The sequence below is a fragment of the Streptomyces sp. NPDC088810 genome (assembly GCF_044750305.1).
Taxonomy (GTDB): Bacteria; Actinomycetota; Actinomycetes; order Streptomycetales; family Streptomycetaceae; genus Streptomyces.
The window spans coordinates 937,250-963,957 of sequence record NZ_JBIVJQ010000002.1 but is presented as its reverse complement, the minus strand read 5'-3'; the positions used below and the strand labels follow the sequence as shown (position 1 = coordinate 963,957).

Here is a 26,708-nt window from a genome sequence, read left to right as displayed (position 1 = left end):
CGGTTCGTCGAGGAACTCACCCAGGCCCAGATCGGCGAACGGCTCGGCGTCTCCCAGATGCACGTCTCCCGGCTGATCACGCGTCTGCTGGCCCGTCTGCGCGAAGGCATGCTCAGCACCACCTGATCCCCACGCCGCACACTGGTGACTCCGCAATCGGCGGGCCCGGCGCAGCTGCCGGGCCCGCCGACCCATGCCCGGGGTGAGGAACAGCCGCAGCCGGCGAGAGCGCCGGGTCACTCCCGAGACGCTGCTCACAGCGGGTCCCGGGCACGACGGGGTATCCGAACGGGGAGACTCACGGCCCCTACTGTTGCCGTTTGACAACAATGGCCGTGAGGCAACAAAGTGTCGGAGTCGTGACGCCCGGGGAAGGATCCGTAATGTTCCGGTGGACGGAGGTCGCTCCGTGCGCCGGCCATCCAAGCCCTGAAGTGCAGGGGCGACCGGTGGCCCGGCCCGGTGTTCAGGCCGTCTGGTCTCCGGCGTGCGGCGCGTTGTCGTGTATCTGCAGCGCCGCCGTGTCGCAGAACGCCTCCAGCCCTTCCAGGAGCGCGGTCCGCTTGGCGGCGGGCATCAGCTCCAGCACCGCCTGCAACTCCTGCTCCCGGCGGGCGCGCAGGTCGTCCAGGAAGGCACGGCCGCGGCTGCTGAGGTGCAGCCGCACCTCGCGGCGGTCGGCCGGGCTGACCGCTCGCTCGACGAAGCCGGCGGCGACCAGGCGGTCGCAGAGCCGGCTGGTGGACGGAGGCGTGGAGGCGAGGGAGTCGGCGAGGGTGCGCAGGTTGATGCCGTCCTGGTGCTCCAGCATGAGCAGGACGCGCATCTGTGACGGAGAGGCGGGCGCGGTCGAGGCCCGCCCCCAGAGGACTTCCAGCAACTCCACGGCCGTCAAGGTCACGCGTGCTACCTCGGCGGGCTTGGGGCGGGGGCGGAAGACAGTCACCGTCACACTCTCGCAGGCACTGGGACGGCCGCCAGCGTACTAGGTGCCGGGAGCGGCAAGAGATGGTTCGGACGATCGGCGCGACCGGCTCCGGGGGCCCCGTCGCCTGGGCGAGGCCCGTGTGTCCGTCGAAAGATTGGTGTATTTACCGTCGTGAACAGATTTGTGACCGCCGAGCGCGCCCTGCGCACGGCGGCGCCGCACGAGTTGTTCGACGCTGTGCGCCGGGTGCTGTCCGAGGAGTACTCCGCGTGCTCCGTCGACTTGTATCTGGCCGACTACGGCCTCACCGTCCTGCAACCGCTGTCGGTGCCGCCTTACACGGCGGAGCCGGTGTCGGTGCACGGCAGCGCTGCCGGCCGTGCCTTCGGCGCCCAGGAACCGTTCGTGGAGGTGGTCCACGAGGGGTCCGCACGTGTCCACCTGCCGGTCACCGTGCGCGGGGACCGGCTCGGGGTCCTGTCGGTCACCCTGCCGGACGGGGGCGGTGGGTCCGGTCTTCTGGGTGAACTCGCGGACATCGCCGAGGTGCTCGGGCACGAGATCGTGGTCGCCGAGCGGGACACGGACGTGTATCTGCGGGCGAGGCGCAAGGACCGGCTGACCCTGGCCGCCGAGATGCAGTGGCAGCTCCTGCCGGGCCGTTCCTGCTCCCGCCCCGAGTACGAACTCGGCGCGCAGCTGGAGCCGGCGTACGCCATCTACGGTGACAACTTCGACTGGTCCGCCACGGCGGACCACCTCATGCTCTACGTCACCAACGGCATGGGCGAGGGCATAGAGGCCTCCCTGCTCACCAACCTGGCCATCAACGCCCTGCGCAACGCCCGGCGGGCCGGTATCGCCATCGACGACCAGGCCGCCCTGGCCGATCAGGCGGTGTACGCGCACTATCAGGGGCGCTGCTATCTGTCCGTGCTGATGTTCGAGTTCGAGCTCGCGACGGGCCGGGCGAAGGTCGTGGACGCCGGTTCACCGCAGTTGCTGCGGCTGCGTGACGGAGCGGTCGAGCGCGTCGCCTTCGAGGCGCAGCTCCCGCTGGGGATGTTCGAGGAGACCGACTACGTGTGCCAGGACTTCCAGGTCGAGCCGGGCGATCGGCTCGTCTTCGTCAGTGACGGGGTGCACGCGGTCGCCTCGCCCAAGGGGGAGGCGTACGGGGATGCCGCCCTGGCCCGGGCGATCACGTCCACTCGGCTCCTGCCGGCCGCCGAGGTCCCGCGTGCCATCCTGCGCGAGCTGACCGGCCATCGGGGCCGGTCCGTCCCGGACGACGACGCCCTGGTGGTGTGCCTGGACTGGCACGGGCGCTGATGCGCCGCTCCGGCCGTCGCGTGCGCGAGCCGGATGTGTCGATGCTGTGTCGTTTCACCGCCCTCGCAGTGCCCATACTTGTCATGAGGCAATAATTGTCGCAGTTGCGTCCGTCTTCGGCGCAGCGGCCTGTCGCGGAAGGAAACGATGCAGGTGTCGGAGCAGGCCGCGCAAGGAGCGGCGGCGCGGGAGCTGGGAGCCTTCCTGGAGCGCCGTCGCGAACAGATCGCCCAGCGGTGGGCGGACGCGCCGCTTTTCCGGACGGTCTTCACCGTCTCGCGCGACGAGGCCGTGGAGGCGTGCAAGGTCGTCGTCGACGCGCTGGGCGAGGTGGCGTCGAGCGGCCGGCTGGAGGACGTCGCGGCCCCCGGGTTCGACCCGGCGCGCGAGCAGCTGGGCCGCATGGCCGCCTCCCGTGCCCGCAGGGGCGTCAGCCCGGCCCGGATCGCGAACGAGGCCGCCCGGCTGCGGACGGTGACCGCCGAGCTGCTGCGCGGCGAGGGGCTGCCCGATCGCGAGGCGCAGGACGCTCTGCTCGCACTCACCGTGCTGATGGGCACGCTGAGACTGGTGATCATGGAGACGACGGTCCTGGCCGGTGAGGAGCTGATAGCCCGGCAGCGGCAGCAACTGCTCGAAGTGGCCACCCCCGTCATCAGCCTGTGGGAAGGCGTCGTCGCGGTGCCCCTGATCGGCACCTTGGACAGTGCCCGCAGCCAGGTGGTCATGGAGTCGCTGCTCCAGGCCGTCGTGGAGCAGCGGGCCCGTTACGCGATCCTCGACATCACCGGCGTCCCCACGGTCGACTCGCTGGTCGCGCAGCACCTGATGAAGACGGTCGCCGCGGCCCGGCTGATGGGCGCCGAATGCATCGTCTCCGGCATCCGCCCGGCCATCGCGCAGACGATCGTGCACCTGGGCATCGACCTGAGCCCGGTCCTCACGCGCAGCTCGCTGGCCGACGCCCTGGCCTACGCCCTCGCCCGGCAGGGCATCGAGATCTCCCGACGCGCGGCCGGTGCGGCCCCGCGATGACCACCTCCCTCCCGGGTGGCTCGGCCACGGTGCCGCCCCCGGCGCCGGGGGGTAGGGGATGACGGCCTCCGACCCCGCCGCCACGACCAGCCTGCCCATCGGCACCGACGCGGATCTCGCGTGGGTCCGTCAGCGGGTGCGGCAGTTCGCGGCCGGGCTCGGGTTCGGGCTGGTCCAGCAGACGAAACTCGTCACCGCGGCGAGCGAACTGGCCCGGAACACCCTGGTCCACGGCGGAGGGGGGCGGGTCGAGATCACCGCGCTCGCCGACGGCCCGCGGCGTGGGATACGACTGGCCTTCCGCGACACCGGACCCGGCATCGGCGACATCGAACTGGCGCTGACCGACGGCTACAGCAGCGCGTGCGGTCTCGGGCTGGGCCTCGGCGGGGCCAAGCGGCTGGTGGACGAGTTCAGCCTGGACAGCCGGCCCGGCCAGGGCGCTGTCGTCACCGTCGTCGTCTGGGTGGCCGGCGTACCCGCCGCTCGGGCGGGGTCCGGATGACGCGGAGACCTCCGGGGGCACGGGCACCGGGCGAACAACCGCTGCGCCGATCCTGCCGGAAGCCGCCCCCGACCGCGATAGCGTGGAGGTCACAAGGGGAGAGGATGGAGACACCGTGAATGCCTCTGAACCGGTCCCGTCCGTGGAAGCCCAGCTGCGCGCGGCTCCGCCCCACGCCCTGGTGGCCACGGCCGGCCGTCTGCTGGCGCAGCGCTTCGGTGCCCGGGACGTGACGCTCCTCCTCGCCGACTACGGCCTGACCGTCCTGCAGCCCGTCACCCATCTGCCGCACACCGGCGATCCGGTCTCCGCGCACGACGGTCCCGCCGGTACCGCCTTCACCACGCAGAAACCGGTGGTCGAAGTGACCACCGACCCGGTCACCGAGCGGGTCCACCTGCCCATCACGGTCCGCGGTGACCGTCTCGGCGTGCTCTGTGTGCGCGTGCCCGACACCGCCACCGACCCGGGCACGGTCCTGCGGCTCGGCGACTTCGCCACCGCGCTGGCCCACGAAGTCGCCACGGCCGGGAGGGACACCGACCTGTACCTCCAGGCCCGCCGCACCCGTCGGCTCACCCTCGCCGCCGAAATGCAGTGGCAGCTCCTGCCGGGCCGGGGCTGCGTGCGCGACGAGTACGTCATCGGCGCCCACCTGGAGCCGGCCTACGCCATCGGCGGCGACAACTTCGACTGGTCCACCAGCGCCGACCACCTCACCCTCACCGTCACCGACGGCATGGGCCAGGGCATCGACGCCTCCCTGCTCACCAGCCTCGCCGTCGGCGCCCTGCGCAACGCCCGCCGCGCCGGCATCGGCCTCGCGGACCAGGCGTGCCTCGCCGACCAGGCCGTCTACTCCCAGTACGGAGGCAAGTCGTACGCCTCCACCCTCCTGCTGCACTTCGACCTCGCCACCGGCAGGGTGCGCGCCGTGGACGCCGGGTCCCCCCAGCTCTACCGCCTGCGCGGCACCACGATCGAACACGTCGCACTCGAGGCCCAGCTGCCTCTCGGCATGTTCGAGGAGACCCTCTACGAAGAGCAGGCGTTCCAGGTCGAAGCGGGCGACCGCCTGGTCGCCATCAGCACCGGCGTCCACGGCACCCGCTCGGCGACCGGAGAGGTGTTCGGCGAGAGCGTCCTGCGCCAGATCCTGAGCGCAACCCGGCAGACACCCCCGCACGAGACCGCCCGGTCGGTCGTCGCCGGGCTGCTCGAACACGTCGGCCACGAGGGTCTGCTCGCGGACGCCGCCGTCGTCTGCGTCGACTGGAACGGCCGCCCTGCCGGGACGTCCCGGGAGGCGCGACCGGACCGCTGACCCTACGGCGCCTCCGGTGGCCGGCACGGTGTCTCGCCGTGTGCCGTGAGGAAAGCCCTCATGCCGCGGACCAGCGCCGCCCGCTCCGCGGGTGCCATGTGCGCCAGCACACCGGCCAGGGCCTGGGTGCGCCGTCGGGCCACGTCTGCCAGCACCCGGCGCCCCTGACCCGTGAGCCTCAGCTGCACCTCACGGCGGTTGTGCGGGTGCAGTGCGCGCTCCAGCATCCCGGCGGCCTCCAGCCGGTCGCACAGCCGGCTGGCGGTGGGGAGCCCGATGTCCAGGCGTTCCGCCAGCCCGGTCAGGTTCACCTCCGGTGCCGACTCCAGGGCCCGGAGCGCCCGCAGCTGGTGCGGGGACAGTCGTAGGGCCGCTTCCTGAGCGGCGAGGGACCACAGGTTCGCAAGGCACTCCACGGCATCGGCGATCTCACGGGCGCCGGCGCTCGGCTCGTCACCCGAGCCCTCAGCGCGATCGTCGGCGCCGCCGGGAAGAGTCACGAACACATCACTTTCCGTAAGATCCGGGTGCTGCGGGGACAACCCATAATCTCTCGCTGTACCCGAGGGGCCGGGGGGCAAGCAGCGTTTGCGGTGCGGGACCACCCGGCCGTGCCGACAGGTACGCCTGAGCGGCCTGCTCACGGTGCGGGCGGCGGCCGTGGGCGCTAAGGGGCGGGTAGGGGACGATCGGCTCCTTTCCGCCGGGCGGGCTTCGCCAGCTCCGCGTTGAACTGGGCGCCGACCAGCAGGGCCAGGTTGGACAGCCACAGCCAGACCAGGAAGACCACGACACCGGCCAGCGAACCGTACAGGCGGTGGTAGGTCGTGACGTGAGAGGTGTAGACGGCGAACCCGAGGGAGACGGCCAGCAGGAGCAGCACCGCCAGGGCGCCGCCCGGCGCCATCCTCCGTACCGGGCGGGAGGGTGCGGGGCCCGAACGGTAGAGGACCAGCACCAGGGTCACGGCGACCACGGCCACGAGCGGCCAGCGCAGCGCGTCCCAGGCGACCTGCGGCCCGGTGCCCAGGTTCAGCGCCCGGCCGAGCCACCGGGTCAGGCCGCCGGTGAGGAACAGCGCGAGGGTGGTCGTCAGGAGCAGCGAGATCAGGACGAGGGCCGTGGCGATGATCCGCGGAGCGGTGCGCCAGACCGGCCGGTCCGCACTGATCCGGTGCATGGCGTGCAGCGCCCGGCGGAACACGCTCAGATAGCTGGAGCCCGACCACAGCGCTCCCGACCCCGCCAGGAAGATCAGCGTCCACGCCGTCGACGGCTGTCCGGCCATCTCCAGCAGGGTGCTGCGCAGCAGCGGGCGGGAGGCGACCGGGGCGGCCTGCGACATCCGGTCGATGACCTCCGGTTCGGCCGTCGGTACGGTCAGACCCACGATCGAGAGGATCACCAGCAGGACCGGAAACAGCGCCAGGACGGCGTAGTACGTCAGCGCGGCGGCCCAGTCGGTGACGTCGTCGTTCCAGACGGTCACCGGCGTGCGGCGCAGCGCCGCCCACCAGCGGGCCGTACGGCCGTCTGCGTCCTCCATGAGGCGGATGCTCTCACCTCCGGCGCTCGGTCGTTCCCCGGCCACGACTGCCGGTCGCCTTCCCGGAAACCCCGCTTTCATGCCCGGAACCCGTCAGCGCGGGCACGGACGTAACCGGATGTGATGGTCCAGTGCGGCTTTTCCGGACGGGTTGCGAGGGCGGGTGCGGGTGCGGGACTGTTGCCGTAAGACATCTATTTCTCCATGGCAGGAAGGTGGTGGGGTGCGCACGTGCGTGCCTCCGCTTGTGTCTTCTTCCCCCGGTACCTCCGCCCGTCCCCCCGATGCCGGCCACCCGGTCGGCGCGACCTGGACTGAGGCCCCCTGTCCCGTTCTCATCGTCGACCGCCACGGCGGCCTCGTCGACGTCAACGGGGCCGCCCGGATACTCCTCCCCGGTGCCGCCGGCGGCGACAGGCTGCACGAGCACGTCCCGTCCTGGCTCTGCGAGGCTCACCAGCGCATCAGTGCCGGCCTGCGCGGTCCGCACGCCGAGCCGCTGAGCGGACCCATCAAGGAGCGCCACTTCGAGGCGCATCCCACGGCGGCCGGCGACGGCGACGTGGTGTGGTGGCTGGTCGACGACACCGACCGCCGCCTGGCCGAGGCCGCGCTGACCGACGCGCAGACGCGTACCGAGATCCTCTCGCAGGTCTCCAGCACCCTGCTGTCCACGCTGAACGTGCCCCGCTGCATGGAGGTGACCGCCGCCATGGCCGCGGAACACCTCGCCGACGCCGCGGTTCTCGTCGCCCCGCCGAAAGGGCGGCGCCACCCCCTGACCTACGCGGTCAGGGGCGGGCCCGTCACCCAGGTCGCCCGGCTGGTCGACGTCACCGGCGTCCCGGGCCTGACCGAGGCCCTGCAGGGCTTCCCGCCCGTACCGGCCCGGTGGATAAACCCCGCCGACATCCCCGACTGGGTCACCCCGGACGGTTTCGCCGGTCCGGTCGGCTCCGTGATCGTCGCCCCGCTCCCCGGTCACGGCGTACCCGCCGGGGCCCTGATCCTGGTGCGCTCCAGCACCGAGCAGTCCTTCACGGAAGGCGAGGAGGTCTTCGCCCGGCTCTTCGCCGCCCGCGCCGGCGCCGCCCTGTCCGCCGCCCGCCTCTACAGCGAACAGGCCACCGTCACCGCCACGCTGATGCGCGAGTTGCTGCCGCCGCCGCTGAGCAGCGTGCACGGGGTGGAGTACGCCGGCGGCTACCGCGCGGCCAAGGACCACGAGCGGGTCGGCGGGGACTTCTACGACGTCCACCCCGGCTCCGACCCTTCCCAGGACACCTTCGTCGTCCTCGGCGACGTCGCGGGCAAGGGCCTGGACGCGGCCGTGCTCACCGGCAAGATCCGCAACACGCTGCACGCGCTGCTGCCGCTGACCGACGACCATCAGCGGGTGCTCGACCTGCTCAACGGCGCGCTCCTCTCCTCCCACCACGCCCGTTTCGCCACGCTGGTCCTCGCCTCCGTCCGCCGCCGCGGCAGCCGAGCCGAGCTCCGGCTGACCAGCGCCGGCCACCTGCCGCCGCTGATCGTCCGCGCCGACGGCACGGTGGAGGAGGTGCCCGCCCAGGGGTCCCTGGTCGGTGCGCTGCCCACCGTCACGGCGCACACGGTCCGCACGGTGCTGGCGCCCGGGGAGACGTGCCTGCTCTATACCGACGGCATCACCGAAGCGCGCGGCGGCCCGCTCGGCGACGAGTTCTTCGGCGAGCACCGCCTGCGCCGGGCCCTGTCGGAGTGCGCGGGCCTCCCGGCGGAAGCGGTCGTGGAACGGGTGCAGATGCTCGCCGCCCAGTGGCTGGGCGCGGGCCGCCACGACGACATGGCCGCCGTCGCCATCAGCGTTCCCCGGACCGGCCCGCTGACCGTTCTCAACGGGCGGGCAGGCGGGAAGACCAGGAGGGGCACGTGAGGTATCCCACCGCGGCGGCCGATCTGCCGGACCGGCTGTGGCAGGCAGTGGCCGACGGCGACGCATTCGCGGCCGTCGACATCCTCCACAAGGCGGCCGACGGTGTGGACGAGGAGACGCTGCTCCTGGAGGTGATCGCACCCGTTCAGGAGAAGGCCGGGACCGAATGGGCCGCCGGCCGCATCACCGTGGCACAGGAACACGCCGCGACCGCCGTCAACGAGCGGGTGGTCGCCACCCTGGCCCACCGCCGCGCGGCGCCCGAACGCCACGCCCCTCGCCCCGGCCGGGTGACGGTCGGCTGCGTCGACGGCGAATGGCACACCTTCCCCGCCCGGCTCGTCGCCGAGGTGCTCCGGCTGCGCGGCTGGCAGGTCGACTACCTGGGCGCCCGGATCCCCACCCCTCATCTGGTCGCCCACATGCACCTCACCAACCCCGACGCCGTCCTGCTGTCCGCATCGGTCCCCACCCGCCTGCCGACCGCCCACGCCGCCGTCACCGCCTGCCAGGCCATCGGCGTCCCCGTCCTGGCGGGCGGCCGGGCCTTCGGCGCGGACGGCCGCCACGCCCGGGTTCTGGGCGCCGACCGGTGGGCGGCCGACGCCCGCGGCGCGGCCACCGTGCTCGAGGCGGGCATCGACCGGCCCGGCCCGGCGGCGATCCGCCAGGTGGCGGACGACCTGCCGCACCTGGCCGACCAGGAGTACACGATGGTCGTCCAGTCCCGGCCGCCACTCGTCAAACAGACGCTGGCCGACCTCGAAACCCGCTTCCCGGGCATGCGCGGCTACGACGACGCCCAGCGCGAGCACACCGCGCAGGACATCGCCCACATCGTCGACTTCCTGGCCACCGCGCTCTACGTCGACGACCCCGGGATCTTCACCGCGTTCCTGGCCTGGACCGCCGACATCCTCGAGGCCAGGCACGTGCCCGCCCGTTCCGTGGCGATCGGCCTGGACAGCCTGGCCGCGCAGCTCCGCGAGTTCCCCCGCACCCTCGGCCTCCTCCGCCGAGGCAGTGCCGTGGTGCTCGACCGCCCCACCCGTCCTGTCCCCGGCCCCCATCTCCCCGCATGACCAACCTGCACCCCACCGAATTCGCCGTCACCGTCTACCGCACCGCCGGCACGCTCACCGTGCGGGTGGCCGGCGAGCTCGGCCACGACACCAGCGACGGCCTGAGCGACGTGGTCGCCCGGCACCTCACAGCCGACGAGGCGGGGCTCAGCGACGTACGGCTGGACTTGACGGTCCGCCGCCGGGCCGGCGCCGTCGGCGCCACGCTGCATCTGGAGCACCGGCCCGACGTCCTGGAGCGGATGCTGCGCCTGACGACCGCGAGAGGTGACGGTTAGTGCCCCGGCTCTCCCTTCGTAAACAAGACGTTGTCGGGGCGTACGCCTCACATGGAAGGGCAGACGGGCGCCAGGAGGTTGATAACTATGGTTCCCCTGCTTCTCGTTCTGCTGCTGGCGCTGATCCTCTTCGGAGCCGGCTTCGCCCTCAAGGTCCTCTGGTGGGTCGCCGTGGCCGTCCTGGTGCTGTGGCTCCTCGGCTTCGTCATGCGCTCCACGACCTCGGGCGGTGGCCGCAGCCGGTGGTACCGATGGTGATCTGACACCCGCACACGCGGTCACTTCGCAGGGCCCGGCCGAGGGACGGCCGGGCCCTGCGCGCGTTCCGGACGCGCGGGCGGCACCGTAGAAGTACCGGGGAGCGCGACTATGGAGGCGGCGGTGCACGTGGAGGATGCGAGGCTCTGTCTGGTGACCGGCGCCAGCGGCTACATCGGCGGGCGGCTGGTGCCGGAACTGCTGGACGCCGGGTACCGGGTGCGCTGCCTGGTGCGCACGCCGCGGAAGCTGCGCGACCAGCCGTGGGCCGGACGGGTGGAGGTCGCGCGCGGCGACGTCACCGACGCCGGCTCGGTGGCGGCGGCGATGGAGGGCGTCGAGGTCGCCTACTACCTGGTGCACGCGCTCGGCACCGGCCGCGACTTCGAGCGGACCGACCGGGAGGCGGCCCACGTCTTCGGCGAGCAGGCCCGCAGGGCCGGTGTCGGCCGCCTGGTCTACCTGGGCGGGCTGACCCCGGCAGGCGTGCCCGAGCGGGAACTCTCCCCGCACCTGCGCTCCCGCGCCGAGGTGGGGCGCATCCTCCTCGGCGCAGGCGTGCCGACGGCCGTGCTGCGGGCCGCCGTCATCATCGGCTCCGGGTCCGCGAGCTTCGAGATGCTGCGCTACCTCACCGAACGGCTGCCGGTCATGGTCACCCCGCGCTGGGTGCACACCCGCATCCAGCCGATCGCCGTACGGGACGTGCTGCGCGTCCTCGTCGGCTGCGCCGGCCTGCCGGCCGACGTCAGCCGGGCCTTCGACATCGGCGGCCCCGAGGTGCTGACGTACGTGGAGATGATGCAGCGCTACGCAGCCGTCGCCGGGCTGCCCCGGCGGCTCATCGTCCCCGTGCCCGTGCTCACCCCCGGCCTGTCCAGCCAGTGGGTCGGCCTGGTCACCCCCGTACCGGCCGCCATCGCCCGTCCGCTCACGGAATCGCTGCGCCACGAGGTGGTGTGCCGGGAGCGGGACATCGAGCGGTACGTGCCCAGCCCGCCCGGCCACCCGATCGGTTTCGACCGCGCCGTCGCCCTCGCACTGGAGCGGGTGCGGGACGCACAGGTCGCCACCCGCTGGTCCTCCGCCTCCGTGCCGGGCGCGCCCAGCGACCCGCTGCCCACCGACCCGGACTGGGCGGGCGGCAGCCTCTACAGCGACGTGCGCGAACGTCACGCCCAGGTGGCGCCCGACGCGCTGTGGGACGTCGTCGAGGGCATCGGGGGCGAGAACGGCTGGTACTCCTTCCCGCTGGCCTGGGCGGTGCGCGGCCGGCTCGACCGCCTCGCCGGCGGGGTGGGCCTGCGCCGGGGACGCCGGGACGCCCGGCGGCTGCGGGTCGGCGACTCGCTGGACTTCTGGCGGGTGGAGGAGATCCAGCACGGACGGCTGCTGCGGCTGCGCGCCGAGATGCGGCTGCCCGGCCTGGCCTGGCTGGAAATGCACGTCGACGCGGACGGGGCCGGCGGCGCCCGCTACCGGCAGCGGGCCCTGTTCCACCCGCACGGACTGCTCGGCCAGCTGTACTGGTGGAGCGTGTCGCCCTTCCACGCGGTCGTCTTCGGCGGCATGGCCCGTAACATCGTCCGCGCCGCCGAACGCGCGCAGCAGCGCGGCCCCGCGTCCCAGAGGGAAGGCTGACACCGATGCGCGTCTCGGTCGTGCTGTTCACCTCCGACCTCCGCTTGTACGACCACCCGCCGCTGCACGCGGCCCTGGCGGCCGCCGACGCGGTCGTACCGCTCTTCGTGCGCGACCGTGCCGTGGCCGCGGCCGGGTTCGCCACCCCCAACCGCAGCGCGTTCCTCGCCGACTGCCTCGCCGATCTCGACGCCGGGCTGCGCGAGCGCGGCGGGCGGCTCGTGGTGCGCTCCGGCGACCTGGTGGAGGAGGTGTGCCGCGTGGTCCGCGAGGCGGACGCCGACGAGGTGCACCTGTCGGCGGCGCACAGCCGCTTCGCCACGCGGCGCGAGGCGCGGCTGCGGCGGGCGCTGGAGTCCGACGGGCGCCGTCTGTCCGTGCACGACGCGGTCACCGTGGCCGTACCGCCCGGCGAGCTGACCCCCGCCTCGTCGGACCACTTCGCCGTCTTCACGCCGTACCTCCGGCGCTGGACGCAGGTCCGGCTGCGCGCGGCCGTCGGCGCCCCGCGCCGCGTCCCCGTGCCCGACCACGTCCGGGGCGAGCCGCTGCCCGTCCGCGGCGCCGTCCCCGGTGTCTCGCCCGCCCTGCCGGCCGGCGGGGAGAGCGAGGGCCGCAGGCGGATGACCGCCTACTGGCGCAACGGGCTGGACGCCTACGACGAGATCCGCGACGACCTGGCCGCCGACGCCACCTCCAAGCTCTCCCCGCACCTGCACTTCGGCACCCTGTCCCCGGTGGAACTCGTCCACCGGGGACGCAGCCACGGCGGTCCGGGCGCCGAGGCGCTGGTCCGGCAGCTCGCCTGGCGTGACTTCCACCGCCAGGTCCTCGCCGCCCGCCCCGACGCGGCGCACACCGACTACCGCACCCGGCACGACCGCTGGCGCACCGAGAGCACCGCGCGGGACGACATCGAGGCCTGGCAGCAGGGCCGTACCGGCTATCCGGTGATCGACGCGGCGATGCGGCAACTGCGCCACGAGGGCTGGATGCACAACCGCGCCCGGCTGCTGACCGCCAGCTTCCTGACCAAGACGCTCTACGTCGACTGGCGGATCGGCGCCGCGCACTTCCTGTACTGGCTGGTCGACGGGGACGTGGCCAACAACCAGCTCAACTGGCAGTGGGTGGCCGGCACCGGCACCGACACCCGCCCCAACCGCGTGCTGAACCCGGTCACGCAGGCGAAGAAGTACGACCCCGAGGGCACCTACGTGCGCCGCTGGCTGCCCGAACTGCGGGGCGTCGAGGCCCCGGCGGTGCACGAGCCCTGGAAACTGCCCGGCCCCGACCGGGCGGCGCTGGACTACCCCGACCCGGTGGTGGAGCTGTCCGAGGGCCTGGAGCGCTTCCGCAGGGCCCGCGCCCGCCCGCAGTGACCTCTCGCTCCCGGGGGCCGTTGGTCAACCGCGGCGGGCCGGTCGCGCCGCCCACCGCAGGGCGGCCGAGCGGCCCCCGTCGGGCACCGTCCACAGCGGGTGGCCGCGCAGACCCCAGCGCTCCAGCAGCGCGTTGGCGGCGAGGAAACCACTGGTCGCGGCGCGTTCCATCAGCGCCACCGGCAGATCCGTGCGCACCGCGTCGCCCGCGACGACCAGGCCCGGCACGGGCGTGCGCACGGTGGGCCGGTCGCGGTGTCCGCCGACCGGGAACAGCGGGCAGTCGGCCCGCCATTCGTGGCGGGCGTCCAGCACACGGGCCCGGCGGGTCTCCGGGTAGACGCGGTGCAGCGCGGCGAGCAGCTCCTTCTGCCACCGCTCCCGATCGGTGTCGCCGGGCAGCGCGTAGGCGTGCAGTTCCACCACCGAGCCGCCGGTGCGGGCGGCCCAGCGGGCGGCCTCGCCCTCCCAGCGCTCCAGGACGCTGACGTTGTCCAGGGGGCCGTAGCCGCTGGTGCCCAGGAAGCCGGGCCGGTCGCCGCGCACCGGCCGGTCCAGCCACAGCCGGGAGACCAGGAACGGCGGCGCGGTGCGCAGCCGCGCCATCCGCTCGCGCCACGGCGTGTCCCCGAGGCGCGCGGAGCGGGCGACCAGGGCGCGCAGGGCGCCCGGGTCCGCGGCCAGCACCACGGCGTCGCAGCGCTCCTCCGCGCCGCCGGCGGCCACGGCGAAGCCGCCGCCGGGCAGGGCCGTCACCGCCTCGACGGCGGTCGCCGTGCGCAGCTCCGCCCCGCGACGGGCCAGATACCCGGAGAGCGGATCCCACAGTGCCTGCGGGAACGGTTCGGTGGGTACGTCGAACAGCAGTCCCTCGGCCGATCCGAGGAAGTAGATGTGGAACATCAGCGCCATCTCCGCCGCCGACAGCACGCCCGGGTCGGCGAAGAAGCTGCGTGAGAAGACCTCGAAGGCGAGATGCCGTGCCGCGGCCGGGAAGCGGATCTCCTCCAGGAGGTCGTGGGCGCTGGTCGCGTCCAGCCGGTCGTACACGTCCGGTACCCGCACGTCGAGCAGCCCGAGCGCGGCCCGGACGTTCATCCGCGCCAGGTCGCGCACCCGGAAGGAGGGGCTGAGGGCGGCGAACCCGAGGGCGCCGAGCGGCGGGGTGCGCGGGACGTGCCGGAAGCCGTCGCGGGCGCCGTCCGCGTGCCGCAGCGGGTAGTCGGGCAGGCCGGTGAGGCGGGACAGGGCCGGGTCGGTGCGGCGCAGCAGGGCGCGCAGGTTGTAGTACTGGCGGAAGAAGGCGTGGAAACCGCGGCTCATGGTGACCGTGCTGCCGTCGGCCAGCCGCGTGGGCCGGCCGGCCAGCCGGCCGCCGAGTGCCTCCTCGCGCTCGTACAGCGTGACCCGTACCCCGCGCTCAACCAGCGCGGTCGCCGCGGACAACCCGGCGATGCCGCCGCCGACGACCGCGGCGTGCGGCGCGCGGGCGGGGTCCGCCCGCAGGGCCCCGGGCGGTGCGGGCAGCAGCCGGGCCAGCCGGTCGCGGCCGGGGCGGGGGGCGCGGCGGGTCACCGGGAGCCCTCCCCGGCGGCCCCGCCGTGCTTCCCGTCGGCCGGCCGGCGGGCCACCACGGTGTGCGTGATGCCGGTCTGCCAGCCGGGCAGCGGCAGCACCCGCACCCGCTCGAAGCCGGCCCGTTCGACCCGCCGGCCCAGCGCGTCGGCGGTGTCGAAGCCGACGACGCTGTGCCACAGGTGGCGGTAGAGCGGCCCGTCCCCCAGCAGCGTGGCGACCGGCAGCACCAGTCCGCCGCACACCGCGGTCCACACCGCGCGGTGCACGGCCCGCCCGCTCAGCGCGTACTCGTGCACCGCGAGGCGGCCGTGCGGTGCGAGGAGCCGGCGGGCGGCGGCGAGTACGGCGTCCGGGTCGGCGGTGTTGCGCAGCAGGTACGCGGCGAAGACCGCGTCGAACGGGCCGTGCACCCCGGCCTCGGCCAGTCGCTCCACCGGCGCGTGCACGAAGCGCACCGGCCGGGGCGTGCGCCGTGCGGCGGCGCGCCGGAGCATGCCCGCGGAGGCGTCGACGGCGGTGATGTCCGCGCCGGGCAGTACGGCGGCCAGCGCGGCCGTGGACGCCCCGGTACCGCAGCCCAGGTCGAGCACCCGCAGCCCGCTCCCGTCCGGCGGGAGGCCGAGCCGCCGGGCCGAGCGGCGCAGCTGGGCGTGGTATCCGGGGTTGGCGGCCACCAGCGTGTCGTAGCTGCGGGCGGCGTGGTCGAAGGCGCCGGCCAGTTCGGCGTCGTGCAGGACGGGGATGCCGGGCCGGGGGGTGCGGGGTGGCGGGGGCATGGGTCGTGGCTCCGGTGGTCAGGCGGCGGGAGGGGTCCGGCGTGGGGCGAGGGGCAGGGTCAGGGCCGAGGCGAGCATGGCGGCGACCGGCACGTGCGCGCCGATGCGCAGGTCGTCCGCCAGGCCGGTGCGGCCGTCCAGGAAGCGCAGCAGCCGCGGTGCGGGCACGCGCGTGAACAGGCGGAAGAAGAAGGCCGGCCCGTCCACCCGGCCGCGGTCGAGGGCGTGCAGCAGGACGGCGTCCATGAGGCGGGCGCGGGCGGAGTGGGGGCGGGGCGGGAGCGGTCGCCGCCCGGTGTGCAGGGCGGCGGCGACCGCGGCCGTCTGCCGCTGTACGGCGCTGAAGGTGTAGCCCGTCGAGGGGCGGGTCGCGCCGGCGCAGGCGCCGATCCGGTACACGTCCGGCGCGGTCCGCCGGGGGAAGCGGGCGTCGGTCATCGGGATCACGCCCTGCTCGCACCCGGTGACCTCGTACTCCTCCAGGCCCAGCACGCGCCCCGCGTAGTCCCGCAGCGCCCGGTCGTACCCGGCACCGTCGAGCACCCGGCCGGAGAACTCCGTGTACTCCACGAGCGCCTCGCTCGGGCCGACCGGCAGCACGTAGCCGAAGGACAGCCCGTGCGCCGGCTGAGGCGTGCGGAAGTCCATCAGCTCCACGACGGACGGATCGAAGACCGGCCGCGCGCTGCGGACGAACCAGCCGCGGAAGTGCTGCAGCAGCGTCGTACGGGCGGGTGGCAGGCGGGGCAGCGGGCGGGAGTCGAACACCCGGCGGGCGCGTACGGCGACCCCGGTGCCGTCCGCGCGCCGGGCGTGCACCAGGGCGCCGCGGCCGGGCACCGGGGTGATCCGGTCCACGGCCGCCTCGACCCGGGTGACCCGGCCGCCGCTCGCTGACATCGCCCGGCCCGCCAGTTCCTCGAAGGCGTCGGAGCGCAGCATCTTGTAGCGCAGCGGGGCGATGCCGGCGGTCACGGCCGTGCCGTCGGCGCCGCGGACGCGCAGCCGCTGCCAGGAGGCGGTCAGGGCCTCGTCGTAGGGGCCGCCGTCCGGTTCCCAGAAGCACCAGGTGCGCGGGGCGGCGCGCGCCGGGCCGGGCGGGGCGGCCAGCAGCACGGTGTCCAGCCGCCGGGCGTGCGCCGGCGGCCGGGCCAGACGCAGCGCGAGCGACAGCCCCGCCGCGCCGGCCCCCACGACGGCCACATCGGCCTCCAGCTCCACGACCCTCGCTCCTCTCGGTGGCCGCCGTCGTCCCCGTGCGCGGCCCGCGTCCCGTGGTGTGACGTGCGTCCGGCCGACCGGACCGTACGGATGCGGCACCCGGCGTGTCGCGTGTCACCCGCCTCGCAGCGCACCGCATCATCCGAACGGCGCAGCCGCTTCGGCGCCCCGCGCGGAAGGGACACATGCAGGGGATGTGACGACCGGCGAGAGGAACCGCGATGCGCTCCACCCACGACACCCGCCGGCGCCCGGCGCCGCCCGGCGCCGCCGCGCCCGCCCCTGGAGGAGTCCGTTGAGCCGAGCCGTGCAGGGGCCCACCGACCACGTGGTGGTCGTCGGTGCCGGGCTGGCCGGCCTGTCCGCCGCCCTGCACCTGCTCGGCGCGGGCCGCCGGGTGACCGTGGTCGAACGCGACGCCGGGCCCGGCGGACGCGCCGGCCGGCTGGAGCGGGGCGGTTACCTGATCGACACCGGGCCCACCGTGCTGACCATGCCGGAGACCGCCGACGAGGCGTTCGCGGCGGTCGGCGCCTCGCTGTACGACCGCGTCGAGCTGATCCCGCTGCATCCGGCCTACCGGGCCCGGTTCGCCGACGGCAGCACCCTCGACGTGCACACCGACGCCGACGCGATGGAGGCGGAGGTGGAGCGCTTCGCCGGGCCCGGTGAGGCCGCCGGCTACCAGCGCCTGCGGCACTGGCTGACCGAGCTGTACCGCGCCGAACGGCACCGGTTCCTCGACGCCGACTTCGACTCGCCCCGGCAGCTGCTGGGGCCCGGGCTGCTCGGGCTGGCCCTGCTCGGCGGCTTCGGCCGCTGGGAGGCCGCCGTCGCCCGGCACCTGCGCGACGAACGGCTGCGCCGCGTCTTCACCTTCCAGGCCCTGTACGCCGGGGTGCCCCCGGCACGCGCCCTGGCCGCCTACGCGGTCATCGCCTACATGGACACCGTCGCCGGCGTGTACTTCCCGCGCGGCGGCATGCACGCCCTGCCGCGCGCGATGGCCGAGGCGGCCGAGGAGGCGGGGGCGACCTTCCACTACGGACACGCGGTCACCCGGCTGGAACGCTCCGGTGACCGCGTCACCGCCGTGCTCGCCGGCGACCGTCGCATCCCCTGCGACGCGGTCGTCCTCACCCCCGACCTGCCCGTCGCCTACCGCCTGCTGGGCCGCACCCCGCGCCGCCCGCTGCGGCTGCGGCACGCCCCGTCGGCGGTGGTCCTGCACGCCGGCTGCGACCGCACCTGGCCCGGACTGGCCCACCACACGCTGTCCTTCGGCCGTGCCTGGCGGCGCACCTTCGACGAACTCACCCGCACCGGCGACCTGATGAGCGACCCCTCCCTGCTGATCACCCGGCCCACCGCGACCGACCCCGCGCTGGCCCCACCCGGCCGCCACCTGCACTACGTCCTCGCTCCCTGCCCCAACTCCGACATCGGGCCCCGCGCCGCCGACTGGCCGGCCCTGGGCCCGCGCTACCGCGACAGCGTGCTGCGCACCCTGGACCGCCGCGGCCTGGCCGGCATCGCCGCCGCGATCGAGGAGGAGTGCCTGGTGACGCCGGCGGACTGGACCGCGCAGGGGCACGCGGCCGGTACGCCGTTCTCCGCGGCGCACACCTTCGCCCAGACCGGCCCGTTCCGCCCCCGCAACCTGGTCCGCGGCACGGCCAACGCCGTCCTCGCCGGCTGCGGCACCACACCCGGCGTGGGGGTGCCGCCCGTACTGCTGTCGGGCAAGCTCGCCGCCGCCCGCCTCACCGGCACCGGCCGCACCCCTCGGCCGGCCGGAATCCCGACCCGCCGGGAAGGAGCCCACGCATGATCGACAGCGCCGGAACGCCGGCCCGTCCGGACGCAGCCCCGCTGGCAAGAAGCCCGCGCACGACTCGCAGCGCCGGGTTGCAGGCCCGCCGGGAAGGAGCCCGCACATGACCGGGACGCCGCACCCCCGCCGGGACGGTCCGCCCGGAGGGTGCCCGGGTGTGGTCCGCCTCGCCGGGGCGCCGCTCCATCGCCCGGATCCGGTGCCGTCCGGGAGGTGCCCGGGTGTGGCCCGCGTCGCCGGGGTGCCGGTCTGCCCGGGTTTCGGCCGGGGCGGAAGGAGCCCAGGTGTGGTCCGCGGTGCCGGGGTGCGGGGCCGCTTGGTTGTCGGCCCGGGCGGAAGGAGCTTGCGCGTGGCTCGCGGTGCCGGGGTGCGGGGCCGGCCCGATGTCGGTCCGGCCGGGAGGTGTCCGCGGGTGATCCGCAGCGCGGGGACGTCGGACCGGGTGTGTGAGGTTCGTTCATGACGGCGCGGGAGTTGGATGCCGCGGGGATCACCGAACCGGAGTTGCGGGCCGCCTACACCCGGTGCCGGGAGCTGAACGCACGGCACGGCCGCACCTACTTCCTCGCCACCCGGCTGCTCACCCCCGGCCGGCGCCCCGCGGTGCACGCCCTGTACGGCTTCGCCCGTTGGGCCGACGACATCGTCGACTCCCTCGACAGCACCGCCGGCCCGCACGCCCGCGCCCGCGCGCTGGACCGGCTGGACGCCGATCTCGCGCGCGGCCTGGCCGGTGGCACGGGAGCCGAGCCGGTGGTGCGGGCGCTCGCGGACACCGCCCGCCGCTACGCCATCGACCACCGCCACTTCGCCGACTTCCTCGCCGCCATGCGCAGCGACCTGACGACCGCCTCCTACGCCACCTACACCGACCTGCGCCGCTACATGCACGGCTCCGCCGCGGTGATCGGCCTGCAGATACTGCCGGTACTCGGCACGGTGGCGCCCCGTCGGCAGGCCGAGCCGTACGCCTCCGAACTGGGCGTCGCCTTCCAGCTGACCAACTTCCTGCGGGACGTGGGGGAGGACCTGGACCGCGGACGCGTCTACCTCCCCGAGGACCTCCTCGCCGCCCACGGCGTCGACCGCGGCCTGCTCCGCCACTGCCGGGCCACCGGCAGTTCCGAACGGCGGGTCGTGCACGCGCTGCGGGAGTTCGCGTCGCTCACCCGGGCCGCCTACCGGCGCGCCGCCCCCGGCATCGACCTGCTCGACCCGGTCTCCCGGCCCTGCATCCGCACCGCGTTCGTCCTGTACGGCGGCATCCTGGACGCCGTCGCGGGCACCGGGTACGCCGTACTGCACCGCCGTGCCGCGGTACCCCGGCGGCGCCGGGCCCTGGTCGCCGCGGACGGCCTGGTGCGGCTGGCCGCGGCCCGCACCGCGGCACGCCTGGCCGGGAGCCGGACGGTGCCGCCCGCCGCACCTCCGGCACCCCACGCCGCCGTCCGCTCCCCGCGCGGCCACGAGGAGGCCGTGTGAGCCCCCTCCCGCCGTCCCGCCCCCGGCGGCTGCCGCTGAGTCTGCGCCGCGCCCCCGTCGCCTGGGAACGGCAGCGCCCCACCTGGCGCGAGGCCCGCCCCGCGCTGATCGCCGACGCGCTCGAACGGGCCCGGGCCCGCCCCGCCGGCAACTGGTACGTCGTCGGCGCCTCCCGGGGCCTGCGCCCCGGCCGGCCGCTGGCCCGCACGGTGGCCGGACGGGAGATCGTGCTGTGGCGGAACGCCGAGGGGCGCCCGGTGGCCGGTCCGGGAAGCTGCCCGCACCTGGGCGCCCCGCTCGGGGACGGCGCGGTGCGCTGCGGCACGCTGGTGTGCCGCTGGCACGGACTGGCCCTGGACGGCGCGCCGTTCGCGGGCTGGGCGCCGTATCCGGCCCACGACGACGGGGTGTTGCTCTGGGTACGGCTGGACGAGGCCGGTGCGGAGGAACCCACCGGCCGCCCGCCGGTGCCGGCGCGCCCCGCGGCGGCCGGGGCACTGACGGCCGTGTACACCGGGGTGGGCCGGTGCGAGCCCGAGGACGTCGTCGCCAACCGGCTCGACCCCTGGCACGGGGCGTGGTTCCACCCGCACTCCTTCACCGACCTCACCGTGGTCCGGGTCCCGGGGCCGGGCGTGGACGGGGACGGGGACGCGTTCACGGTGGACGTGTCGTTCCGGGTCGCCGGGCGGCTGGTCGTCCCGGTGCGCGCGGTGTTCACCGCGCCGGGGCCACGCACGGTGGTGATGCGGATCGTGCGGGGCGAGGGGGAGGGTTCCGTCGTGGAGACCCATGCCACCCCGCTCGGGCCGGACGTGCTGGGACGGCCGCGCACGGCGGTCGTGGAGGCCGTGGTCGCCACTTCCGGCCGGACGGGATTCACCGCGGCCCGCCATGCCGCCCCCCTGCTGCGCCCCTTGGTCCGGGCCGCCGCCGCCCGCCTGTGGCGGGACGACCTGGCGTACGCCGAGCGCCGCTGGACGCTACGCGCGTCCGGGCGTCTCCCCGGCTGAGCGCGGGGGCGGCCGTCCGGTGGGTCCCCGGCTGCCGGAGGGTTTCATCTCGTTGTCATAGACGCGTCACTGAGAGCGAGTTAGAGTTACCCCAAGATCACGCACCGCCGCCACACCGGCAGTCCGTGACATACAGGCAACACCATTGCCGTCCACGGGGGAAGGGGAAAGGCGTGCATGTCACGCGTGCGCTCGTCGCGCCGAGGGAAAGCCACTCCGGGCCGTCGCAGGCGTCGGTCCGCGAGCAGACGGACGACCACTTAGCGCTCACCGACGCCCTGCCGCCCGGGCGAGCGAACTCCCGTCCCACTGACCGGAGTCGGCGGCTCCCACACCGCGAGCAGCGGTGTCCTCACCAGCACGGCGGAGTCCCCGCGACGCACCGGCGACTCGCCGCGTCCGGGGAAGGCCCTTCCGCCGGTACCCGGACCGCCCCGTGTCCGCGCGCTCGGGCGCGCCTCCCACGCTGTCGCACCGGGCAACTCATCGACGGGCCGGGCACTTTCCACGGCTGAGGCCGCGCTCTCCTGACGTCCGGCCGGACGGGGTGGGCAGCACCCCGCCGGCGCACCCGGCTCACGTCCGCGTCCCGTCCCGCGACGGCCCTGCCCCGCGTCCTCGGGCTGCCCGCGCCCTCCCGCGCCCGGGTCCGTCGTCGGCGCGCCGTCGGCACCGCACCACTCGTACCACCTCCGTCACGCTCAACCCGTTTCCGAAGGTGCTCGATGATCTTTCGCAATGCGTACGACCTGGTCCTCGACGACCTTTTCCTCGACCTGAGCGGTTTCATCCCCGGCGTCGACCTCACGCTCAAGATCGAAGGCCTCAACCTCGCGGGGTCCATCAAACTGAAGGCGGCCGTGGGCCTGTTGGAGGACCTGGAGCGCCGTGGCGTGCTCAAGCCAGGCGGCCGGGTCATCGAGTCGTCCTCCGGCAACCTCGGCATCGCGCTCAGCTCGGTCTGCGCGGCCCGCGGCTACCGGTTCACCTGTGTGGCGGACCCCAACACCGCGGCCACCAGCGTCCGTCTGATGCGGGCCTACGGCGCCGAGGTGGTCATCGTCGACCGCCGGGACGCCAACGGCGGCTTCCTCCAGTCCCGCATCGACCACATCCACGCCCGGCTGCGCGAGGACCCCGGTCTGGTGTGGCCCAACCAGTACGCCAACGAGGCCAACCCGCAGGCCCATTACCGGCGCACCGCCCCGGCCCTGCTCAAGGAGCGCGAGGTCGACGTCCTCTTCGTCGGCGCGGGCACCACCGGCACGCTCATGGGCTGCGCCGAGTACTTCCGCGAGCACTCGCCCGGCACCCGCATCATCGCGGTCGACACGGCCGGCTCGGTCACCTTCGGGGCCTCCCCGGCCCGTCGGCACATCCCCGGCCTGGGTACCAGCCGGCGTCCGGAGATCTTCCGTGACGGGCTCGTGGACGAGGTCGTCATGGTGCCGGAGGCCGAGGCGGTGCGCATGTGCCGGCGGCTCGCGACCGGACGGGGCATCCTCGCCGGCGGCTCCACCGGATCGGTGCTCGCCGCGGTCGAGACCCGGCACCGCGACATCCCCGAGGGCGCCTCGGTGGTCGCCATCAGCCCCGACCTCGGCGAGCGCTACCTCGACACGATCTACGACGACGACTGGGTCGGCGAGCGCTTCGGCGCCGTCGACGACTGACCCGGACCCGGTTGCCGTCTCCGCCCCACCGAGCAACACGCACAGAGATTGAAGGAGTCACCATGTTCGAATTCGATGTCGTCAACGGCCGTACCGTCCGGGACATCGTCCGGGACGGCCGCCGGGACATCGTCCGGGTCGTGCGCGACACCTACCTGGCCCACCACGCCGGGCGTTCCGTGAACCCGGACAGCTACTTCCTCCGCTTCCCCGAGAAGCCGGCGGACCGGATCATCGCCCTGCCCGCCTACCTCGACGGCGAGCGCGAGGTCGCCGGCATCAAGTGGATCGCGAGCTTCCCGGCCAACATCGAGCGCGGCATCCCCCGCGCCTCGGCCACGCTCGTCCTGAACGACGCCGAGACCGGCTACCCGTTCGCGCTCCTGGAGGCCTCGCAGATCAGCGCCGCCCGCACCGCCGCCTCGGCCGTCCTGGCGGCGGACGTCCTCACCGGCGGCCGCAAGGGCGGCCGGCTCGCGGTGGTGGGCGCGGGCATCATCGCCCGCAACATCCTGGAGTTCTTCCACGCCGAGCAGTGGACGTTCGAGCAGGTCGTGGTGCACGACCTGAGCCAGGAGTACGGCACGGCCCTGGCGGCCCACGCCACCGAGCGGCTGGCGTACCCGGCGTCCTACGCCGAGACCCTCCAGGAGGCCGTGTCCGGCGCCGACCTGGTCGTCTTCGCGACGACGGCCGGGGAGCCGTACGTCCTCGAACCCGACGCCTTCGCGCCCGGGCAGATCGTCCTCAACATCTCCCTGCGGGACATCGGCCCCGAACTCATCGCCGGCTCCTACAACGTGCTGGACGACGTCGACCACTGCCTGAAGGCCAACACCTCCCCGCACCTTGCCGAACAGAAGTACGGCAACCGGGACTTCATCACCGGCACCCTCGCCGAGGTCATCAACGGCGAGGTCACGGTCGGCACGGACAAGCCGGTCGTCTTCTCGCCCTTCGGCCTGGGCGTCCTGGACCTCGCCGTGGGCCTCGAAGTGCACCGTGTCGCGGCCGAGTCGGGCCGCGTCACCGCCATCGCCGACTTCTTCGGGGAGACCGAGCGGTGGTGACGACTTCCCCCCAGCGGACCGCGGTCGCGGGCACCGTCGGCATCATCGGCCTGGGCTCGCGCGGCATCGGCGTCCTCGAACGCCTCGTCACCCTCGCCGCACGGCCCCAGTGGGCGGGCCGCCGGCTCGTCGTCGAGGTGGTGGACCCGGACGGCAGCGGCGTCGGCATCCACGCCGTGGACCAGCCCGACCACCTGCTGCTCAACACCGTCTGCGCGCAGGTGAGCCTCTTCCCCGACGAGGCGACGGTCGGCGAGGCCGTCGGCGACCGGGGCCCCGACCTGTACACCTGGGTGACGGCCCGGGGCCTGAAGGTGGCCGACGACGGCTACACGCTCGGCCACGAGGGCCGGCCGGTACGACCGGACGACTACCTGCCCCGGCGAGTGCTCGGCGAGTACCTCGCCTGGTTCCTGCGGCGCCTGCTCGACCGCGTCCCCGAGAACATGGAGGTACGGGTCCACCGCGCCACGGCGACCGGCCTGTCCGCCGGCCCGGACGACTCCCGGCAGATCACCCTGGACACCGGCGAGACCCTGCGGGTGGACACGGTCTTCCTCACCACAGGCCACACCCCGCCGGCCGCCCCCGACCACGGGACACCGGGCGCGTCCCGTCGTATCCACGCGATCTACCCGCCCGCCACGGCCTTCGCGGACGTCGCCGCCGGCCGGACCGTCGCCCTCGGCGGCACCGGCCTGTCGGCCATGGACGTCCTCGCCTCGCTCACCCTCGGCCGGGGCGGCCGGTACGAGGCGGTCGACGGCGGCCTGCGCTACCTGCCCAGCGGACGGGAACCACGCGTCCTGCTGTTCTCCCGGACCGGCATCCCCTTCCGGGCCCGGCCCGCCGCCAACCGCACCGGCGGACCGTACCGGCCGGTGGTGTTCACCTCCGAGGCCCTGGACCGCCTGCGCTCCGCCGGGGACGACCGCCCCCTGAGCCTGCACGGCGACCTGCTGCCGCTGATCCGCACCGAGATGCGCATCGCCTTCCACCGCCGCGGCGCCGCCCTCGCCCGGGGATCCGACGCCGAGCACACCCTGACGGCGCGGCTCCGCGCGGCGGCGGACGCGGGAACCCTGGACGACGAGCTGCGGGCCCTGGACCTGGAACACGCCGAGCGGTTCGGCCACTTCGACCCGCAGGAACTGCTCTTCCCCGACGCCGCCGAGTTCGACTCCAGCGACGCCTACCAGAAGTGGTACGAGGAGCGGCTGCGGTCGGACCTGGTGGAGGCACGGCTCGGCCTCGGCGGCAGCCCCACCAAGGCCGGCCTCGAAGTCCTGCGCGACCTGCGCGACGTCGTGCGCCACGCCGTCGACTTCGGCGGCCTGGACGAGGACTCCCACGACGAGTTCTACGGCTCCTTCACCGCCACCCTCAACCGCTCGGTGACCGGCCCGCAGCTCGACCGGCACGAAGAGCTGCTCGCCCTGCTGGAGGCCGGGATCGTCAGCGTCCCCTTCGGGCCCGCGCCGCGCGTCGAGTGGGACGGGACGGCGTGGCGGATCTCCTCCACCCGCCTCGGCACCGGCCACAGCGCACCGGCCGACTGGCTGGCGTACGCCACCTCGGGCCAGCCCGACGTGGAGGCGACCGGCAGCCCGCTGCTGGCGGACCTCGCAGCCGGCGGACGCATCCGCCGGCACCGCCCCGGCGCCCGCAGCAGCCGCGGTGTCGACATCACGGCGGACCAGCATCCCGTCGCCGCCGACGGCCGGCCCGACCGGAAGGTCCGCGTCCTCGGCCCGCTCTGCGAGGGGGCCACCTTCTACAACCACTACGTGCCCTCGCCCGGCGGCCGCAACCGCGCGCTGGCGGACGCCGACCGGTGCGTCACCGCCGTACTGGCCGAACTCGCCGCCGCCACCGAGCCCGAGACCACCAGGAGCACCGCGCAGTGACCCTCATCGTCCCCACCCGGATCGACGCCGTCGACCAGCTCGCCGAGGAAGGCATCACGGTCACCGTCGAGCCCCGCGAGGCCGGCACCGCGACCCCGGCCGTCGAACTCGCCATCCTCAACCTGATGCCGGACAAGCCGGTCACCGAGACCCAGCTGCTGCGCCTGCTGTCCGGCGCCGGCCTCCCCGTCCGCGTCACCCTGCTGCGCCCCCGGGACCACATCTCCAAGAGCACGCCCGAGGCGTACCTGAAGGAGCACTACCAGACGCACGAGGACGTCGCAGACCGCCGTTTCGACGCCCTGATCGTGACCGGCGCCGCCGTCGAGCTGCTGCCCTTCGAGCAGGTGACGTACTGGGACGAGCTGCGCGGCATCATGGACTGGGCGCGGGAGCACGTCACCTCCGCCCAGTACGTCTGCTGGGGTGCCCAGGCCGCGCTGTACCACCGGTACGGCATCCCCAAGCACGAACTGCCCGCCAAGCTGTTCGGCAACTTCCCGAACACGCTCACCGACCCCTCGTCCCCGCTCCTGGCCGGCTTCCAGCCGGTGGTGACGGTGCCTCAGTCGCGCCACACCGAGAACCTCCGCGCCGACTTCGAGAAGACCGAGGAGCTGCGGATCCTGGTGGAGTCGCCCGAGTCCGGGGTGCACATCGCCGTCAGCCGGGACGGCCGGGAGCTGTACGTCTCCGGGCACCCGGAGTACGACCCCGACACCCTGCTGCGGCAGTTCCGCCGCGACCAGGACAAGGGCGCGGACATCGCCCTCCCGGTCAACTACTTCCCTGACGACGATCCGTCGGCGGCCCCGGTGGAGAACTGGCAGGATCACGGACGGCTCTTCTACCGCAACTGGCTGCGCGGTCTCACGCGCGACGGAATCCCCCTGGCCGACATCACGGCCGAGAAGTCAGGAGTGTAAGC

At 74.4% G+C, this 26,708-nt stretch carries 24 protein-coding genes; 18 read left to right on the top strand and 6 right to left on the bottom strand.

From position 1 onward, the window contains the following. Positions 1 to 126: sigma factor-like helix-turn-helix DNA-binding protein (locus tag ACIP4Y_RS10790; protein WP_401390687.1), on the top strand; the 126-nt coding region annotated here is incomplete at its 5' end. A gap of 340 nt (positions 127 to 466) precedes the next feature. Here ACIP4Y_RS10790 and ACIP4Y_RS10785 read toward each other — a convergent pair. Then, positions 467 to 901, bottom strand: coding sequence for a MarR family winged helix-turn-helix transcriptional regulator (locus ACIP4Y_RS10785; RefSeq protein WP_401390606.1), 435 nt, complete (start codon positions 899 to 901; stop codon positions 467 to 469). Positions 902 to 1,099: 198 nt separating this feature from the next. On the opposite strand from ACIP4Y_RS10785, the gene ACIP4Y_RS10780 reads away from it, so the two are divergent. From ACIP4Y_RS10780 to ACIP4Y_RS10765, 4 genes are all read left to right on the top strand, one after another. Next, positions 1,100 to 2,260 carry a PP2C family protein-serine/threonine phosphatase gene (locus tag ACIP4Y_RS10780; protein ID WP_401390603.1) on the top strand — a complete coding sequence of 387 codons (1,161 nt, stop codon included), beginning with the start codon at positions 1,100 to 1,102 and terminating at the stop codon, positions 2,258 to 2,260. Between the two features lie 147 nt (positions 2,261 to 2,407). Then, positions 2,408 to 3,295 carry an STAS domain-containing protein gene (locus tag ACIP4Y_RS10775; RefSeq protein ID WP_401390600.1) on the top strand — a complete coding sequence of 296 codons (888 nt, stop codon included), beginning with the start codon at positions 2,408 to 2,410 and terminating at the stop codon, positions 3,293 to 3,295. Between the two features lie 58 nt (positions 3,296 to 3,353). Beyond that, positions 3,354 to 3,800 (top strand): anti-sigma regulatory factor, encoded by a 447-nt coding sequence (locus tag ACIP4Y_RS10770; protein WP_401390597.1) that lies wholly within the window; start codon positions 3,354 to 3,356, stop codon positions 3,798 to 3,800. Between the two features lie 115 nt (positions 3,801 to 3,915). Continuing rightward, entirely contained in the window at positions 3,916 to 5,124 is a 1,209-nt protein-coding gene (locus ACIP4Y_RS10765) for a PP2C family protein-serine/threonine phosphatase (protein ID WP_401390594.1), read from the top strand. A gap of 2 nt (positions 5,125 to 5,126) precedes the next feature. Here ACIP4Y_RS10765 and ACIP4Y_RS10760 read toward each other — a convergent pair whose 3' ends face one another. Together ACIP4Y_RS10760 and ACIP4Y_RS10755 are read right to left on the bottom strand one after the other, a co-directional pair. After that, complete coding sequence (locus ACIP4Y_RS10760) at positions 5,127 to 5,630, bottom strand: MarR family winged helix-turn-helix transcriptional regulator (RefSeq protein ID WP_401390591.1); 504 nt, start codon at positions 5,628 to 5,630, stop codon at positions 5,127 to 5,129. Between the two features lie 161 nt (positions 5,631 to 5,791). After that, positions 5,792 to 6,670: a YihY/virulence factor BrkB family protein gene (locus ACIP4Y_RS10755; RefSeq protein WP_401390588.1), complete on the bottom strand. Its 879-nt coding sequence runs from the start codon at positions 6,668 to 6,670 to the stop codon at positions 5,792 to 5,794. Positions 6,671 to 6,917: 247 nt separating this feature from the next. Here ACIP4Y_RS10755 and ACIP4Y_RS10750 point away from each other — a divergent pair, with 247 nt between their 5' ends. The 6 genes from ACIP4Y_RS10750 to ACIP4Y_RS10725 all read left to right on the top strand — a co-directional run bounded on the left by ACIP4Y_RS10750 (position 6,918) and on the right by ACIP4Y_RS10725 (position 13,226). Then, positions 6,918 to 8,585, top strand: a complete 1,668-nt coding sequence (locus tag ACIP4Y_RS10750; protein WP_401390585.1) for a PP2C family protein-serine/threonine phosphatase — start codon at positions 6,918 to 6,920, stop codon at positions 8,583 to 8,585. After that, positions 8,582 to 9,667, top strand: coding sequence for a B12-binding domain-containing protein (locus ACIP4Y_RS10745; protein WP_401390582.1), 1,086 nt, complete (start codon positions 8,582 to 8,584; stop codon positions 9,665 to 9,667). Before ACIP4Y_RS10750 ends, ACIP4Y_RS10745 begins: the two co-directional genes overlap by 4 nt. Further along, positions 9,664 to 9,945: a hypothetical protein gene (locus ACIP4Y_RS10740; RefSeq protein WP_401390579.1), complete on the top strand. Its 282-nt coding sequence runs from the start codon at positions 9,664 to 9,666 to the stop codon at positions 9,943 to 9,945. Before ACIP4Y_RS10745 ends, ACIP4Y_RS10740 begins: the two co-directional genes overlap by 4 nt. A gap of 87 nt (positions 9,946 to 10,032) precedes the next feature. Beyond that, complete coding sequence (locus ACIP4Y_RS10735) at positions 10,033 to 10,203, top strand: hydrophobic protein (RefSeq protein ID WP_358648297.1); 171 nt, start codon at positions 10,033 to 10,035, stop codon at positions 10,201 to 10,203. Positions 10,204 to 10,314: 111 nt separating this feature from the next. Next, a complete protein-coding gene (locus ACIP4Y_RS10730) occupies positions 10,315 to 11,844 on the top strand; it encodes an SDR family oxidoreductase (protein ID WP_401390576.1) in 1,530 nt (509 codons plus the stop codon). 5 nt (positions 11,845 to 11,849) lie between these two features. Further along, positions 11,850 to 13,226, top strand: coding sequence for a cryptochrome/photolyase family protein (locus ACIP4Y_RS10725; RefSeq protein ID WP_401390573.1), 1,377 nt, complete (start codon positions 11,850 to 11,852; stop codon positions 13,224 to 13,226). A 24-nt stretch (positions 13,227 to 13,250) separates the two neighbouring features. On the opposite strand, the gene ACIP4Y_RS10720 is transcribed toward ACIP4Y_RS10725, so the two are convergent. The 3 genes from ACIP4Y_RS10720 to ACIP4Y_RS10710 are packed head-to-tail and all read right to left on the bottom strand — an operon-like array spanning position 13,251 to position 16,801. Continuing rightward, complete coding sequence (locus tag ACIP4Y_RS10720) at positions 13,251 to 14,801, bottom strand: FAD-dependent oxidoreductase (RefSeq protein ID WP_401390570.1); 1,551 nt, start codon at positions 14,799 to 14,801, stop codon at positions 13,251 to 13,253. Beyond that, the gene (locus ACIP4Y_RS10715; RefSeq protein ID WP_401390567.1) at positions 14,798 to 15,580 is read right to left on the bottom strand and encodes a methyltransferase domain-containing protein; all 783 of its coding nucleotides are present in this window, start codon (positions 15,578 to 15,580) and stop codon (positions 14,798 to 14,800) included. The genes ACIP4Y_RS10720 and ACIP4Y_RS10715 overlap by 4 nt, the downstream gene beginning before the upstream one ends. A gap of 18 nt (positions 15,581 to 15,598) precedes the next feature. Then, complete coding sequence (locus ACIP4Y_RS10710; RefSeq protein ID WP_401390564.1) at positions 15,599 to 16,801, bottom strand: lycopene cyclase family protein; 1,203 nt, start codon at positions 16,799 to 16,801, stop codon at positions 15,599 to 15,601. 295 nt (positions 16,802 to 17,096) lie between these two features. Here ACIP4Y_RS10710 and crtI point away from each other — a divergent pair, with 295 nt between their 5' ends. The 7 genes from crtI to ACIP4Y_RS10675 all read left to right on the top strand — a co-directional run bounded on the left by crtI (position 17,097) and on the right by ACIP4Y_RS10675 (position 26,706). After that, the gene (crtI, locus tag ACIP4Y_RS10705) at positions 17,097 to 18,632 is read left to right on the top strand and encodes a phytoene desaturase family protein (RefSeq protein WP_401390561.1); all 1,536 of its coding nucleotides are present in this window, start codon (positions 17,097 to 17,099) and stop codon (positions 18,630 to 18,632) included. Positions 18,633 to 19,094: 462 nt separating this feature from the next. After that, positions 19,095 to 20,117, top strand: a complete 1,023-nt coding sequence (locus ACIP4Y_RS10700) for a phytoene/squalene synthase family protein (protein WP_401390558.1) — start codon at positions 19,095 to 19,097, stop codon at positions 20,115 to 20,117. Beyond that, complete coding sequence (locus tag ACIP4Y_RS10695; RefSeq protein WP_401390555.1) at positions 20,114 to 21,130, top strand: DUF5914 domain-containing protein; 1,017 nt, start codon at positions 20,114 to 20,116, stop codon at positions 21,128 to 21,130. Before ACIP4Y_RS10700 ends, ACIP4Y_RS10695 begins: the two co-directional genes overlap by 4 nt. Positions 21,131 to 21,855: 725 nt before the next feature. Further along, positions 21,856 to 22,803 (top strand): 2,3-diaminopropionate biosynthesis protein SbnA, encoded by a 948-nt coding sequence (gene sbnA, locus ACIP4Y_RS10690; RefSeq protein ID WP_358647873.1) that lies wholly within the window; start codon positions 21,856 to 21,858, stop codon positions 22,801 to 22,803. A gap of 62 nt (positions 22,804 to 22,865) precedes the next feature. Next, a complete protein-coding gene (gene sbnB / locus ACIP4Y_RS10685; protein ID WP_401390552.1) occupies positions 22,866 to 23,873 on the top strand; it encodes a 2,3-diaminopropionate biosynthesis protein SbnB in 1,008 nt (335 codons plus the stop codon). After that, positions 23,870 to 25,780 (top strand): FAD/NAD(P)-binding protein, encoded by a 1,911-nt coding sequence (locus ACIP4Y_RS10680; protein ID WP_401390549.1) that lies wholly within the window; start codon positions 23,870 to 23,872, stop codon positions 25,778 to 25,780. The genes sbnB and ACIP4Y_RS10680 overlap by 4 nt, the downstream gene beginning before the upstream one ends. Continuing rightward, positions 25,777 to 26,706, top strand: a complete 930-nt coding sequence (locus ACIP4Y_RS10675; RefSeq protein ID WP_401390546.1) for a homoserine O-succinyltransferase — start codon at positions 25,777 to 25,779, stop codon at positions 26,704 to 26,706. The genes ACIP4Y_RS10680 and ACIP4Y_RS10675 overlap by 4 nt, the downstream gene beginning before the upstream one ends. Positions 26,707 to 26,708: the final 2 nt, after the last annotated feature.